The following is a 13,841-nucleotide window of genomic DNA, read 5'->3' on the forward strand; positions in this document are numbered from 1 at the left end:
ACGAAGGTGGGAGGCTGGACGAAGACCCGCTCGGTCTCGTTAGGGCTGCTTCCTTCCGGACCTGACCCGGTTGGCGAGTGAAACGTCCCTCGCCAACCTCCCGAGCGCTATATGGCCGGCGCTTCGGCGTAACGCAAGCGCCTCACGAGGCCGGACCTCTATTCGGCTTCGCGGGTGGTGATGGCGAAGGTCTTGGGGTCGAGCTCGAGGTCGAACTGCTTGCCATTGGCATCGATGGCATCGTCCACGTCGATCTCATGATCCTCGACCTCGATCTTCTTCCACTTCACGAAGCCTTCCTTCTTCAGGGTCGCCTCGATCTTGGTGAGTTCCTCGGGCGTCGGTGCCCTGTCGGCGAAGGCGGTACCGGTCAGGGCGAAACCGAGGGCAATGGCTGCGAGGCCGGCGGTCTTGATCGACATGGACATCTCCTTGGGTGGAAATCAGACGGTTGCGAACGGTACAGCCCTGCCGGAGTTCCATGACAATTCCGCAAGGGCGCACGCGCTGGTTGTCACGGGCGCCGGCTCGCCATAACCTTGGCCTTAACCTCAGAGGCTCGAAACCATGGTCACCCGCGTCGCCACCGTTGCCTTCGAGGGAATCGAGGCGCGTGCCGTCGACGTGCAGGTGCAGATCGCTCCCGGCGCCGTAGTTTTCATGGTGGTTGGTCTGGCCGACAAGGCCGTGGCGGAATCGCGGGAGCGCGTCCGCTCGGCCCTGATCGCATCGGGACTTGCGCTTCCGGCAAAGCGCATCACCGTCAACCTCGCTCCGGCGGACTTGCCGAAGGAGGGATCGCATTACGATCTACCCATCGCGCTCGCGGTGATGGCCGCCATTGGCGCGATCCCGCCCGATGCGCTCGCCGGATATTGCGTCCTCGGCGAGCTGGCCCTGGACGGCACGATCACAGCGGTGAACGGCGTCTTGCCCGCCGCCATGGCGGCGAATTCGCGGGGGCTCGGTCTGATCTGCCCGGCCGCGACGGGGCCCGAAGCGGCATGGGCCGGTGGCGACATGGACGTTCTGGCCCCGCGCTCACTGATCCAGCTCGCGAACCATTTCAAGGGCAGTCAGGTCATGGCACGCCCGGAGCCGGCCGTGGCCACGACCACGGGACGGCTGCCGGACCTTCGCGACATCAAGGGCCAGGAGGGAGCCAAACGTGCCCTGGAGATCGCCGCCGCCGGAGGCCACAATCTTCTGATGAATGGCCCGCCCGGTGCGGGTAAATCGATGCTCGCGGCCCGGCTTCCCTCCATCCTGCCGCCGCTCGGGCCCCGCGAGCTCCTCGAAGTCTCGATGATCCAGTCGGTGGCCGGTGAGTTGAAAGGCGGAGCTCTGTCGAACCGTCGGCCGTTCCGGCAACCTCACCATTCGGCGTCGATGGCTGCCCTCGTAGGGGGTGGTATCAATGCCCGCCCCGGCGAGGCCTCACTGGCGCATGGCGGCGTGCTGTTCCTCGACGAGCTTCCCGAGTTCACACCGCAGGTGCTCGATTCCCTGCGCCAGCCGATGGAAACCGGCGAGGTCATGATAGCCCGCGCCAATCACCGGGTGACGTACCCCGCGCGGTTCCAGCTGATTGCCGCCATGAATCCCTGCCGGTGCGGTCAGGCCCTGGAGCCGGGCTATGCCTGCCGGCGCGGACCCAACGACCGCTGCGTCGCCCAATATGGCGCGCGGATCTCAGGGCCACTCCTCGATCGCATCGACTTGCGGATCGAAGTCGGTGCCGTCACGGCGGCCGATCTGATCTTGCCTCCTCCAGCCGAAGGCTCGGCGGAGACAGCGGCACGCGTCGCCTCGGCAAGGGCGCTGCAGGCCGCACGTTTCGCGGCGCACGGCCTGACCGGCGTCGTCACGAACGCGACCTGTCCGGTGCCGCTGATTGAGGAGATGGCGGCGCCTGATGCAGACGGTACGGCTCTGATCCGCAACGCGGCGGAGACGATGCGTCTCTCGGCACGAGGCTTCCACCGCGTATTGCGCGTGGCACGAACCTTGGCGGATCTCGACGGCGAAGAGCAGGTGCGCCGCCTCCACCTCGCCGAGGCCCTGTCCTATCGCGGCCGGGTCGAGCGACCCGTAGCCGCTTGAGCCCGACCGTCGCGCCTATCGTCCGTAGATGTCCTCGACGCGGATGATGTCGTCCTCACCGGTATAGGATCCGACTTGGACCTCGATGAGTTCGAGGGGGATCTTGCCCGGATTGGTGAGACGATGCATCGAACCGATGGGCAGGTACACGGCCTCGTTCTCGTGAACCAGCACGACGCGATCGTCCACGGTGACCTCGGCGGTCCCGCGAACCACGACCCAATGCTCGGCCCGGTGGAAATGCTTCTGCAGCGAGAGCCGCCCGCCCGGCGTCACCATGATGCGCTTCACTTGGAAGCGCTCGCCGATATCGATGCGCTGGTACCAACCCCAGGGGCGGAACATCCGACGATGCGCATCCGCCTCGGGATGGGCCTTTTCGCGCAACTGCGTGACCAGTTCCTTCACGAGGCCGGCTTTCGCCTTCGAGGTCACGAGGACGGCGTCCGGGGTCGAGACCACGACGACATCGTCGAGACCCACCACGGCAGTGAGATGCTCGCCTTCGCTATGCACGAGGCTACCGCGGGTCTCGACGAGTTCCACGCGACCGCGCACGGCGTTACCCAACGCATCACGGGGCAACACGTCCCAGACCGCGTCCCAGGTGCCGACATCGGACCAGGGGAAGGACACCGGCAAGACTCCGGCTCGATCGGTCCGCTCCATCACGGCATAATCGATCGAAGTCTTCGGCGCGCTTGCGAAGGCGGTAGCATCCAGGCGCAGGAAATCGAGATCGGTCGTCGCCCCGTCGAGAGCGGCGCGGGTGGCGGCCAGGATTTCCGGAGCATAGGTCTCCAACTCGGCCAGCATGACGTCGGCCCGGAAAAGGAAATAGCCGCTGTTCCACAGGGCACCGTCGGCGATCAGGCTTTCCGCTCCGTGACGGTTGGGCTTCTCCACGAAGCGACCGATCTCATACGCGCCTTCGACCCCGTCGATCGATGCGCCCTTGCGGATATAGCCATAGGCAGTGGACGGTGCGGTGGGCTCGATCCCCAGCGTCATGATCCGACCGGCCTGCGCGCCAACAGCGGCGGCGCGCGCAGCATCCACGAAGGCAGCCGTGTCGCCGATGACGTGATCGGCGGCCAGGATGAGCACTACCGCTTCCGGGTCGCGCCGGGCGGCATGGAGGGCGGCGACCGCGACGGCCGCGGCTGAGTCGCGCCGCTCGGGCTCGAGGACAATGTCCGCCTGGACTTCGGCCTGAAGCAGCTGTTCGGCTACGATGAAGCGGGCGTCGCTGCTGGTGATGATCGTCGGCCGCGAGAAGGCGGTTCCATCCGCGACGCGACGGGCCGTGTCCTGGAAGGTCGAACTATCGGCATTCACGAGCGGCGTGAACTGCTTCGGCATGCTCTCGCGGGAGGCGGGCCACAATCGCGTACCGGAGCCACCGCATAGGATGACCGGATGGATGAGGGCGGAAAATCCTGAGGCCATCGGCGTCAACTCACAATTTCAGGTTCAGTACGATGCCGGGAAATACGACCTTGCTGCGCCGCAACCAACCCGTTGCGGGGCAAAATATGCGACGGACGCGATTAGGGCAGAAGGTGAGCGTCCGGCAATGGCCTCGAAGTTATCTTCATGAATTTCGATGCAGCAATACGGTCATCCTATTCCGCGGCCTGCCGCGCGTTGTAGCCAAGCCTGCCGCTCAATTCCTCGATCAGCTTCACGGCTGCTTCAGCAATGACCGTGCCGGGCGGAAAGATCGCTGATGCGCCAGCGGCATAGAGCGCCGGATAGTCACCCGGGGGGATCACGCCGCCGATGACGATCATCACGTCGCCGCGTCCCTGTTCAGTCAGCGCCGCCTTCAATTCGGGCACCAGCGTCAGGTGGCCGGCGGCGAGAGACGAAACGCCGACGATGTGGACGTCGTTCTCCACAGCTTGTCTTGCGGCTTCGGCCGGAGTGGCGAAGAGTGGGCCGATATCGACGTCGAAGCCGAGATCGGCGAAGGCCGACGCAATGACCTTCTGGCCACGGTCGTGCCCGTCCTGGCCCATCTTGGCGACGAGGATGCGCGGGCGCCGCCCGTCATTCTCCTCGAAGGTCTCCACGAGCTGACGAACGGTCTCGACCACCGGCGACATGCCACCTACCTCTCGCTTGTAGACACCCGAGATCGAGCGGATCTCGGCGCGATGCCGGCCCCAGGCCTTCTCCAGGGCGTCGGAAATCTCTCCCACCGTGGCCTTCGCGCGGGCAGCCTCGACACCTAGCGCCAGGAGATTGCCCTCTCCCTGGGCGGCTGCGGTCAGTGCCGCCAGCGCGGCATCGACATCGGCCTGATTGCGCTCGGCGCGCAGCCGCTTGAGCTTGTCGATCTGCAGCATACGGACATTGCCGTTGTCGACGCGCATCAACTCGATGGCGCGATCGTCCTCGGGCTTGAATTTGTTGACACCGACGATGGTCTGACGGCCGGAATCGATCCGCGCCTGGGCGCGGGCCGCCGCTTCCTCGATGCGCAGTTTGGGGATGCCGGCCTCGATGGCCTTTGCCATACCGCCCAATTCCTCGACTTCGCGCAGGTGCTCCCAGGCGCGGGCGACGATGTCCTGGGTGAGCTTCTCCACATAGTAGGAGCCGCCCCACGGGTCGACGATGCGCGTCGTGCCGCTCTCCTGCTGCAGGAAAAGCTGGGTGTTGCGGGCGATGCGAGCCGAGAAGTCGGTGGGGAGCGCGAGTGCTTCGTCGAGGGCGTTGGTGTGAAGCGACTGGGTGCCGCCCTGCGTCGCGGCCATCGCCTCGATGCACGTGCGGGTGACGTTGTTGAACACGTCCTGTGCGGTCAGAGACCAGCCCGATGTCTGGCTGTGGGTGCGCAGGGGGAGGGATTTATCGGTCTTCGGCTCGAACTCCTTCACGAGCTTGGCCCAGATCAGGCGCGCCGCCCGCATCTTGGCGATCTCCATGAAGAAGTTCGTCGAGATCGCCCAGAAGAACGACAGTCGCGGGGCAAACTTGTCGATGGTGAGCCCGGCGGCGAGACCCGCCTTGATGTACTCGACGCCGTCGGCGAGCGTGTAGGCGAGTTCGAGGTCGTTGGTCGCCCCGGCTTCCTGCATGTGGTAGCCGGAGATCGAGATCGAATTGAACTTCGGCATATGGGCAGAGGTGTAGGCGAAGATATCGCCGATGATCCGCATCGAGCCCGCCGGCGGGTAGATGTACGTGTTGCGGACCATGAACTCCTTGAGGATGTCGTTCTGGATCGTGCCCGCGAGTTTCTCGGGCGGCACGCCCTGCTCTTCGGCCGCCACGATGTAGAGGGCGAGGATCGGCAGCACCGCGCCGTTCATCGTCATCGACACGGTCATCTCGTCCAGCGGGATGCCCGAGAAGAGCGTCCGCATGTCGTAGATCGAATCGATCGCCACGCCGGCCATGCCGACATCGCCCGAGACACGCGGGTGATCGGAATCGTAGCCGCGGTGGGTAGCGAGATCGAAGGCGACCGACAGGCCCTTCTGTCCGGCGGCGAGGTTGCGCCGATAGAATGCGTTCGAATCCTCGGCCGTGGAGAAGCCGGCATATTGCCGGATCGTCCAGGGCTGGGTCACGTACATGGTCGGGTAGGGGCCGCGCAGGTAGGGCGCCACACCCGGATAGGTATGGAGAAACTCGATCCCCTCGCGATCCTCCGGCCCGTATACGCCCTTCACCGGGATGCCCTCGGGCGTCATCCATGGCTCGCCCGCCGGCGGCACGGGCGCCGTGAAGGCATCTGCCGCGTATGGGACGTTCGCGAAATCGGGGATACGGGACGTCATGTGATCGAACTCGTGCGGCGGCGTTTGGCGAAGCATTATAGTGAAGCACCGGCTTCGGGCTATCCCTCTCAAATCCATTTTGAGAAACAGTGACGTCATCGGACCCGTCGGTCCGTGTTCAACGAGCGGGACAATCTCGTCACGGTCGGCGATATCGCGGTGCCGGGCCGGTGCGGCTTTCGAGCCATCCGAGACGCTCGTCGATCATCTCGCGCAGCCTGTCGCGTCGCCTCGAGGCGCTCCAGCAGGTATCGGGACAACTCGGCGCCTCGCCCTCGAAGGCACCCACCACGGCGAGAACGACGAGGACGAGCGCGAGGAGGAGACCGGCCACGACAGGCCAGGCGAAACAGAGCCCGACGAGCAGGGCTAGCCCGCCCTTGAGCAAGAGGGAGCCGGCGAGCTTCAGCTTCACCAAGGCGGCGAAGCTGGCGCCGCCGCCGAGAGCCCCACGGACACCGCGCATGGCCACGGCGCGCACGCGGCGGCGTTCGAGCAGAATCTGAAGCCGGGCGAGGTTCCGCCGCACGCGGCGCGTTTCGGGATCGGTTTCGTCGGACAACGTGTGGATCGTCAAACGGTCGGTCCCTCGCGCGATCGATAAGGCCGAGCCTCGATGTGGGCCTGGTCTCCATTCGGGTAAAGGGAGACCGCAAAAGCTTTGGGACAGCCACCGTGACAGACATTCCGACCGCCAGCGCGGCCCGCCTATGGCGCCCCATTGCCCGGTTCGTCGCCATCGAGGCGCAGGTCGGCGCCTGGGCTCTGGCACGTGGACCTCTGGTGGCCGGGGTCTACGAATTCCTGCGTTTCGGCATCAAGCAGGGATGGGCCTGCCTGTTCGGCGGATTGCTGTGCGCCCTCCTGATCGGCAGCTACCTGTTCTATCCCGCCCAGGTCACGCTGAGCCGATACGACATGCTGACCCTCTCGGCCGTGATGATCCAGGTCGCCCTTCTCGCCCTGCGCATGGAGACCTGGGAGGAGGCGAAGGTGATCGCGCTCTTCCATGTGGTCGGCACGGTGATGGAGATCTTCAAGTCCGCCGTTGGGTCATGGATCTACCCGGAGGCCAGCCTGCTCCGCATCGCCGGCGTGCCGCTCTTCACGGGCTTCATGTATGCGAGCATCGGCTCCTACATCGCCCGGGTGTGGCGCCTGTTCGATTTCCGCTTCACCCACCATCCCGGCACCGGTGCGACGCTTCTGCTGGCCACGGCGATCTACCTTAACTTTTTCACGCTCCACTACGTAACGGACATCCGCCTCGGGTTGTTCGCGGCGACGGCCCTGCTGTTCGGCCGAACCTGGGTGCATTTCAAGGTCTGGCGGGTACACCGGCGGATGCCGCTTCTCCTGGGCTTCCTGCTCGTCGCCCTGTTCATCTGGCTCGCCGAGAACATCGGCACCGGAACGCGGGTCTGGCTCTATCCGAACCAGGTATCGACCTGGGCGATGGTTTCCTGGCCGAAGCTGGGTTCCTGGTACCTGCTGATGATCGTTTCCTACGTTCTGGTCTCCCTCGTGAACAAGCCGGAGGTTTATCGGCACGGCGAGATCGAACGGGGAAATTACAAACAATAGCGACTGGCTTTCTTCAGTGTTTGGCAAGATCGAGCGGGCTAAGCCCGTCTGAGCCATGAGGAACCCCGTTCATGAGTGATTCCATCGCCGGCCTCGCGCAGTCGATCGTCTCGAACCAGAGCGCTGCGACGCGCGAGTCGATGCAGACGACCTTCATACGCAAGCAAGGTGAGAGTGATCGGGCCATCGCCCAGCTCTTGCAGCAATCCGCCGATCAACAGAAGGCCGTTCTTCCCGAAGGCCAAGGCGCAGTCGTGGACCGGCAGGTCTGAGCCCCGGTTACCATCGGTGGGAGAGGCCGGATGAGCGCCCGCATTGGGGCAGGTCATCCGGCAGGATGAGTCGTGCGTGTCGCCAGGGGCCGAAAACGTAACGGACAGCCCGGCTCGGTTCACGACAGATCGGGACGTCCGCCGTGCGGCGCGGTCGGTTCCGCGCCGGCGGCTGGGTCTTCCTGGCCTCGTCAGGAGGCCGCGAGAGGCCGCATCACCTCAGTTGAGATAGGTGCGGATCCAGTTCGGCGAGAGGATTTCGCCTTCCTCGGTGATGATCCACGGCTGCTTTGCCGGGTCGGTCAGGGCGCCTGCGGCGGCCTCGATCGCCTCGCGAAGGGTGCCGTAGCGCGCGGGCTGGGCCAGCGGCGCCGGGACGGGGGTGGTCCGCCAGATCGTTAGATCGGCGGGACGTTCGAGGGCTTCGGTTTCCATAGCGATGTTTTCCTTGAACCTGAGAGGGTCGTTCCCCGCGGGTCTGTGCTGCTGGGCCAGCATTCGGTGCAGCCAGCGCGGGACGTGTTTCCGTGAGAATGGAAGCATCTCTAGGGCAGCTTTGCGATCAATTTGGGCATTGCCATGATGAGTATGGCAGACCCGATCCTTTATCCCCCGCCTTAAACATCATGTTTTGAACACAAAGCTTGAAGCGGCTGCCCTGGGACGCCCTCTTTTTATGAAGAAGAGTTGAGGGTGACAGTGCTGATTGAACTTGTAGCTTGAACCTTGGGACGGAACCGTGTGCCCGCGCACCCGGATCGTGCCGCCCGTGAAAACAGTTGAACGGAGATGGGTGACCGACCAGTTAATGCGACGGACGCAGTCCAGAATTTTTCCAAAGCTGTGAAAGGGATGTGACATGTCGGATCGCTTTGGCCGCATGGCGATCACGGCGGCCCTGGTGCTCATGGCGCTCTACGTCGGACAGCCCTATGTGGCGGCGCTCCTGTTCTCGGCTGAAACTCCTCGGGCGATCACGGCCCGGGGGGATCTGGCCCCATCCGAAACGTCCACCGCGACCTTGTTCGAGCGCGCGAGCCCGTCGGTCGTGCATGTCTTCGCCCAGGCAGCTGCCCAGGGGCGTTCCCTGATGAACCCCGATTCCGAGGAGGGCGAAGGGGGCAACGGCGCGCAGACGGGCACGGGCTTCGTCTGGGATGCCGCCGGGCACGTGGTCACCAACAATCACGTGGTGGCGGGCGCGGCCCAGCGGGGTGGCTCGGTGTCCGTCCGCCTATCCTCGGGGGAGGTCCGCCCGGCGACGATCGTCGGGACCGCGCCGAGCTACGACCTCGCCGTGCTTCGCCTCGGCGGCACCGGTGTCGTTCCGCCGCCCTTGGCCATCGGTACCTCGGCGGATCTCAAGGTCGGGCAAGCGGCCTTCGCCATCGGCAACCCGTTCGGCCTCGACCATACTCTCACGACGGGCGTCATCAGCGCTCTTCGTCGCCGCCTCCCGACGGGGGAGGGGAGGGAGTTTTCCGGCGTGATCCAGACCGACGCCGCGATCAATCCCGGCAATTCCGGGGGGCCGCTCCTCGATTCCGCGGGGCGACTCGTGGGCGTCAACACGGCGATCTATTCTCCCTCGGGTGCCAGCGCCGGCATCGGCTTCGCGATCCCCGTGGACGTGGTGAACCGGGTCGTGCCCGAACTCATCCGCAACGGCCGCACCCGCAATCCGGGCATCGGCATCATCGCCGGTCAGGAAGCGACCGCCGCGCGTCTCGGGATCGACGGCGTCGTGGTCCTGCGGGTCCTGCGCGGATCGCCGGCCGCCGAGGCAGGATTGCGCGGTGTCGATGTCCAGACCGGTACGATCGGCGATGTCATCGTCGGAGCCGGCGGTCAGCCGGTGCACCGCCTCGCCGATCTCACCGCCGCGATGGAGGCGGCGGGCATCGGCAAGGCCGTCGATCTCGCCGTCGAGCGGGACGGCCGCATCCGCAAGGTGAAGGCCATCACGGCGGATGTGGCCGAGCCGCGGCAATAAGGCTTTCCCAGGCCGGGCTGTCACAGAGGCCGTTTCCGGTGCAGTAGGGTTGAAACCGCGCCGAACGACAACACGCAAGACACCGCAATGACGACGAAGGCCCGCCTGTTCCGATCCCTCGTCTGCGTCGCGCTCGTGCTCGGCGTGATGCCGGCCGGAGCGAGGGACGCGTCGCGGCGCCTATGCCCCGACGATGCTCCCGAGGGGGTTCGCCTCCCGCCGCGCGACACGTGTCCGGATCGCAGCGCCGAGCAGGTGGGAACGCAGGGCGGCTTCCACCGGATCGGCGATGTCCAGGTCAGGATCGGCGGACGGGTCACGCTCGACCACGACATGCGCCGATGACCATCCTTGCCGCCCTCGCGGCCCTGTTCGTCCTGTGGTGGTACGCCAAGACCGCCAAGCCCCACCTCGTCCGGCGCCTGGGTCGGCTGATCACGCCGCGACTGGCGAGACGGATCGGCGGCTACGTCTTGCTCGCCCTGGCCGGCGTGGCTGCGGTTCGTGGTCGGATCGAACTAGCGATTCTGTTCGGGGGCGTCGCGTTCTGGTTCCTCGACGGTGTCGACGCCGTGGTCGCCCGGCTTCGCGGCCTGTTCAGGCGCGCATCCGTCTCGCGGCCCACGATCGTGCTGTTCGAGGTGATGCCCGATGGGCGGACCGCTGACGGGATCGTCCAGATCGGTCCCTATGCCGGGCGGCGCCTGTCGCAGCTTCCTGAAGCGGCGCTGATGCAGATCCTCGCCGTCTGCCGCAAGGCTGACCGCATCGCCGGGCGCCGTTTACAGACGTATCTCGACGGCAGAACGGCCGCCGGGCGTGAAGACGCTGAGAGAGATTCCGACGCGCGGTCGCGCCGTCCGCCGGATCCAGGGGCGATGACGCAAGAGGAGGCCCACCAGATCCTGGGGCTTCAGAGCGGGGCGACCCTGCAGCAGATCCGCACGGCTCATCGCACGCTGATGAAACGGTGGCATCCCGACCAGGGCGGAACGGTCGAGGGGGCTTCGCGCATCAACGCGGCCCGAGACAGGCTTGTGAGCCGACATCGCTGATACTCCACGCGCGTTGCCAGAAAAATGCTCGATCGGACCCGGCCGGCGAACAGCCGACTGGGTTCGGCGAGGACGCAAATGGCGTCGTCACCGATGTCAGGAGGGCTTCCAGCTTCTGAAAAGCTAAGCCGTCGCGATGGCGGGTTTCAGCTTCGCGTGGCGAAGCAGTTGAAGCCGTTGCGCTTCAGGGTCGAGCAGGCGTCCTGCGCGGCTTCCTGTTCGCTGAAGCCCGAGAACCGGGCCCGGTAGAGGGTGGCGCCGCCATGATCGACCCTCACCGTGTAGGGCGAGGCCTTGGACAGGGCGCTTCCGGCCCGGCTGCGCGCCTCGGAAAGCATCGACTTAGCCTTGTCTTCGTCGTCCATGGCGCCGAGCTGGATCACCCAGGCGGTAGGCGTGACGCGGCTCGTGGACGCTGACTTCGGGGCGGGCTCGGGCCGGGCGCCATCGACCGATGCGAGACGTGCATCCGACTTGCCGCTGGGCGAAGCCTTGGTTCCAGGGAAAGCGGCGGGTGCGCTGCTCGGTGCATAGGCCTGAGCCGAGGCCGGGAGGGCGCCGCTCCGCCACTTGGCACCGGCACTTCCAGGGGTCGTGGTCTGGCGCGGGCTGATGTCGAGAGGTTGGGTCGAGGCGGTGGTCTCCACCTCGATCTCCTCGTCGTCGGCCGAGGCGACCTGAGTGCGCGTCCGCGACGTGGCGTCCGCCACCACGGCCGGGCGGCCACGCTCGGCGACTTCCGTCACCGCCGGTGCCTGGCGGTTGCCGGCATAGGCGCGCGGCAGGTTCGCCCGGACGAGATCGGCCATGATGCGGTCGCGGCTGGCACCGGACTTTCCGCCGAGCACGATCGCCACGATCTGGCGGTCGTCGGACTTGGCGGCGGTCATCAGGTTGAAGCCGGAATCGCGGGTGTAGCCGGTCTTGATGCCGTCCACGCCTTCGACATTGCCCAGGAGCCGGTTGTGGTTGCCGATGACCCGGCCGCGGAAGGCGAAGGAGCGGGTCTGGAAGTACTTGTAGTAGCGCGGAAACCGGTCCTGGATCGCCCGGGCGAGGATGGTCAGGTCGCGCGCCGTGGTGATCTGGTCCGCATCGGGCAGGCCCGAGGCGTTGGCGTAGTTGGTCCGGGACATTCCCAGGGCCTGTGCCTTGCGGGTCATCATCTCGGCGAATTTCGGCTCCGAGCCGGCAATGTTCTCGCCGATGGCGCAGGCCACGTCATTGGCGGATTTCGTCACGATCGCCTTGATCGCGTCCTCCACCTCAATCGTCGAGCCGGGCCGGAGACCGAGCTTGGACGGCGGCCGGGCGGCGGCGAATGCCGAGATGGTCAGGGGCGAGTCGAGGTTGAAACGGCCACGCTCGAGCTGTTCGAACAGCATGTAGAGCGTCATCACCTTCGTGATCGACGCCGGGTGGCGGAGGGAATCCTCGTTGACCGCATGCAGGGTGCGGCCCGTCTTCACATCGACCACCATGGCGGCGTAGGGCGGGTTGTAGCCCCCGCCACCGCCCCGGTGATGGTGCCCACGACGCGCATCGGCGGGCGAGGCGATGGCCGTGAGAACGGCTGCGGCCGTAATCAGGGCCGGCAGTCCATGGGTCGTCCGGGAGCGACTCGGAACGCTACGCATCGCGACGGGGTGTCCTCGACAACCAACCCTGAGGTCGGCTTGCACTGCATCATCACTGCAAGGCCGGCGAACGTGCCGCCGTGCCCTCGCAACATCTGTCAATCAGGCTAGGTCGACGCGGTTACGGCCCGGTTAATGCCACGGCATCAATTTGCTCGCTTTCGCTGCGGTGCAATATAAATCTTGACGACCCATGGTGCATTGCACATAAAGAAGGCGTTGGTCGATTCCGCGGGTCGGGGAACCGGCCTTGTCGACATCCGGCCCCAGAGGAATGCCCGCAAGGGTATCTCGCATCCCATGACTTTCCAGCCCTTCGACAAGATCCCCGCTTTCGACAAGTCCGGCTTCGATTCGGCGATGAAGAGCGTGTCGCTCGTCGCCCGGACGAACCAGACCGTCGGCACCGAGATGGCGGACTTCACCAAGCAGTCCTTCGAGCATGGCACCGCCACGATGAAGAAGCTGTCTGAGGCGAAGACCCCTCAGAGCGCCATGGAAATCCAGGCCGAGTTCATGAAGGCGTCCTACGAGCGCATGGTCGCTCAAGCGAAGCTGGTCGGCGGCCTGTATGCCGAGCTCGCCAAGGAGATCGGCAAGCCGCTCGAGGGCCTGACCAAGATCAAGCTTCCCGCTACCAACTGAGCGTCCGTCCGGCGTTGGAGCCGGCGACGACAAGAATGATATGCCAAAGGGTGATCGAGCGACGGCTCGGTCGCCCTTTTTCGTGCGTCATCGCACCTTCCTGCGGCATTGCCGGGTAAAGTCCGCCCGGCGGCAGGCGTTCACCGCGCCACGTACCGGACAAGTGCGCGCAGGCGACTGGCGAAGTCGGGAAACGGCCTATAGATTGATGGTGAAGCAGGCGCGCGGCGCCAGCGTGCAGTCGGGAAGCCGGTGGGGTCTCACAATCCGCGTCCGGGCTTCTCTGCCACAAATGGGGTCGATGCTATTCCGATGTCCGACGACCCGATGCGTTGTCTGGTCTCCCTCAATACGGATCACAGCGGCGCCGCCACGACCGCTGGGCTTGATGGCGCGATCCCTGACGATCCTTCGACGCCGCGCGCAGCCGATCCCATTGGACCGGGCGGTAATGACGATGGTCGCTCGGGGACTGCGATCATCACTCGGACCAAACCCAAGACGAAACGGCCGAGCCTGTACCGCGTACTCCTTCTCAACGACGATTACACGCCGATGGAGTTCGTCGTGCACGTGGTCGAGAAATTTTTCAACAAATCACAGGCCGATGCCTACCAGATCATGATGCACGTGCATCAGAATGGCGTCGGCGAGTGCGGGATCTTTACCTATGAGGTGGCGGAGACCAAGGTGACGCAGGTCATGGACTTCGCGCGCAAACACCAACATCCTCTCCAGTGCGTCATGGAAAAAAAATAGGC

Annotated in this window: 14 protein-coding genes and 1 other RNA gene; 8 read left to right on the plus strand and 7 right to left on the minus strand. The window is 65.4% G+C overall.

Features of this window, described 5'->3' with window-relative positions; all coding sequences use genetic code 11:
* Positions 1-5 precede the first annotated feature (5 nt).
* Positions 6-102: signal recognition particle sRNA small type (ffs, locus tag ASF34_RS22365), an RNA gene on the minus strand.
* Positions 103-158: 56 nt separating this feature from the next.
* Complete coding sequence (locus ASF34_RS15210; protein ID WP_027172369.1) at positions 159-422, minus strand: PepSY domain-containing protein; 264 nt, start codon at positions 420-422, stop codon at positions 159-161.
* A gap of 145 nt (positions 423-567) precedes the next feature.
* On the opposite strand from ASF34_RS15210, the gene ASF34_RS15215 reads away from it, so the two are divergent.
* Complete coding sequence (locus ASF34_RS15215; protein ID WP_056161978.1) at positions 568-2,103, plus strand: YifB family Mg chelatase-like AAA ATPase; 1,536 nt, start codon at positions 568-570, stop codon at positions 2,101-2,103.
* 15 nt (positions 2,104-2,118) lie between these two features.
* Here ASF34_RS15215 and ASF34_RS15220 read toward each other — a convergent pair whose 3' ends face one another.
* The 3 genes from ASF34_RS15220 to ASF34_RS15230 all read right to left on the minus strand — a co-directional run bounded on the left by ASF34_RS15220 (position 2,119) and on the right by ASF34_RS15230 (position 6,456).
* Entirely contained in the window at positions 2,119-3,552 is a 1,434-nt protein-coding gene (locus ASF34_RS15220) for a mannose-1-phosphate guanylyltransferase/mannose-6-phosphate isomerase (RefSeq protein WP_056161979.1), read from the minus strand.
* A 176-nt stretch (positions 3,553-3,728) separates the two neighbouring features.
* Entirely contained in the window at positions 3,729-5,894 is a 2,166-nt protein-coding gene (gene scpA, locus ASF34_RS15225) for a methylmalonyl-CoA mutase (protein WP_056148835.1), read from the minus strand.
* Between the two features lie 139 nt (positions 5,895-6,033).
* Positions 6,034-6,456 carry a hypothetical protein gene (locus ASF34_RS15230; protein WP_244479006.1) on the minus strand — a complete coding sequence of 141 codons (423 nt, stop codon included), beginning with the start codon at positions 6,454-6,456 and terminating at the stop codon, positions 6,034-6,036.
* A 113-nt stretch (positions 6,457-6,569) separates the two neighbouring features.
* On the opposite strand from ASF34_RS15230, the gene ASF34_RS15235 reads away from it, so the two are divergent.
* Positions 6,570-7,478 carry a DUF817 domain-containing protein gene (locus ASF34_RS15235; RefSeq protein WP_056161983.1) on the plus strand — a complete coding sequence of 303 codons (909 nt, stop codon included), beginning with the start codon at positions 6,570-6,572 and terminating at the stop codon, positions 7,476-7,478.
* A 71-nt stretch (positions 7,479-7,549) separates the two neighbouring features.
* The gene (locus tag ASF34_RS15240) at positions 7,550-7,750 is read left to right on the plus strand and encodes a hypothetical protein (RefSeq protein WP_027172373.1); all 201 of its coding nucleotides are present in this window, start codon (positions 7,550-7,552) and stop codon (positions 7,748-7,750) included.
* Positions 7,751-7,969: 219 nt separating this feature from the next.
* Here the strand turns inward: ASF34_RS15240 and ASF34_RS15245 are convergent, their stop codons facing one another.
* A complete protein-coding gene (locus ASF34_RS15245; RefSeq protein WP_018044781.1) occupies positions 7,970-8,185 on the minus strand; it encodes a hypothetical protein in 216 nt (71 codons plus the stop codon).
* A 424-nt stretch (positions 8,186-8,609) separates the two neighbouring features.
* Between ASF34_RS15245 and ASF34_RS15250 the strand changes: the two genes are divergently transcribed.
* From ASF34_RS15250 to ASF34_RS15260, 3 genes are all read left to right on the plus strand, one after another.
* The gene (locus ASF34_RS15250) at positions 8,610-9,743 is read left to right on the plus strand and encodes a S1C family serine protease (protein ID WP_056161985.1); all 1,134 of its coding nucleotides are present in this window, start codon (positions 8,610-8,612) and stop codon (positions 9,741-9,743) included.
* A gap of 87 nt (positions 9,744-9,830) precedes the next feature.
* A complete protein-coding gene (locus ASF34_RS15255; RefSeq protein WP_056161987.1) occupies positions 9,831-10,088 on the plus strand; it encodes a hypothetical protein in 258 nt (85 codons plus the stop codon).
* Entirely contained in the window at positions 10,085-10,798 is a 714-nt protein-coding gene (locus tag ASF34_RS15260; RefSeq protein WP_056161989.1) for a J domain-containing protein, read from the plus strand. Before ASF34_RS15255 ends, ASF34_RS15260 begins: the two co-directional genes overlap by 4 nt.
* A 146-nt stretch (positions 10,799-10,944) precedes the next feature.
* On the opposite strand, the gene ASF34_RS15265 is transcribed toward ASF34_RS15260, so the two are convergent.
* The gene (locus ASF34_RS15265) at positions 10,945-12,435 is read right to left on the minus strand and encodes an SPOR domain-containing protein (RefSeq protein WP_018044777.1); all 1,491 of its coding nucleotides are present in this window, start codon (positions 12,433-12,435) and stop codon (positions 10,945-10,947) included.
* A gap of 300 nt (positions 12,436-12,735) precedes the next feature.
* Between ASF34_RS15265 and ASF34_RS15270 the strand changes: the two genes are divergently transcribed.
* Entirely contained in the window at positions 12,736-13,080 is a 345-nt protein-coding gene (locus ASF34_RS15270) for a phasin family protein (protein WP_051074421.1), read from the plus strand.
* 312 nt (positions 13,081-13,392) lie between these two features.
* A complete protein-coding gene (gene clpS / locus ASF34_RS15275) occupies positions 13,393-13,839 on the plus strand; it encodes an ATP-dependent Clp protease adapter ClpS (RefSeq protein WP_018044775.1) in 447 nt (148 codons plus the stop codon).
* Positions 13,840-13,841: the final 2 nt, after the last annotated feature.

Origin of the sequence: Methylobacterium sp. Leaf106, from assembly GCF_001422895.1 — a bacterium.
GTDB classification, from domain to species: Bacteria; Pseudomonadota; Alphaproteobacteria; order Rhizobiales; family Beijerinckiaceae; genus Methylobacterium; species Methylobacterium bullatum.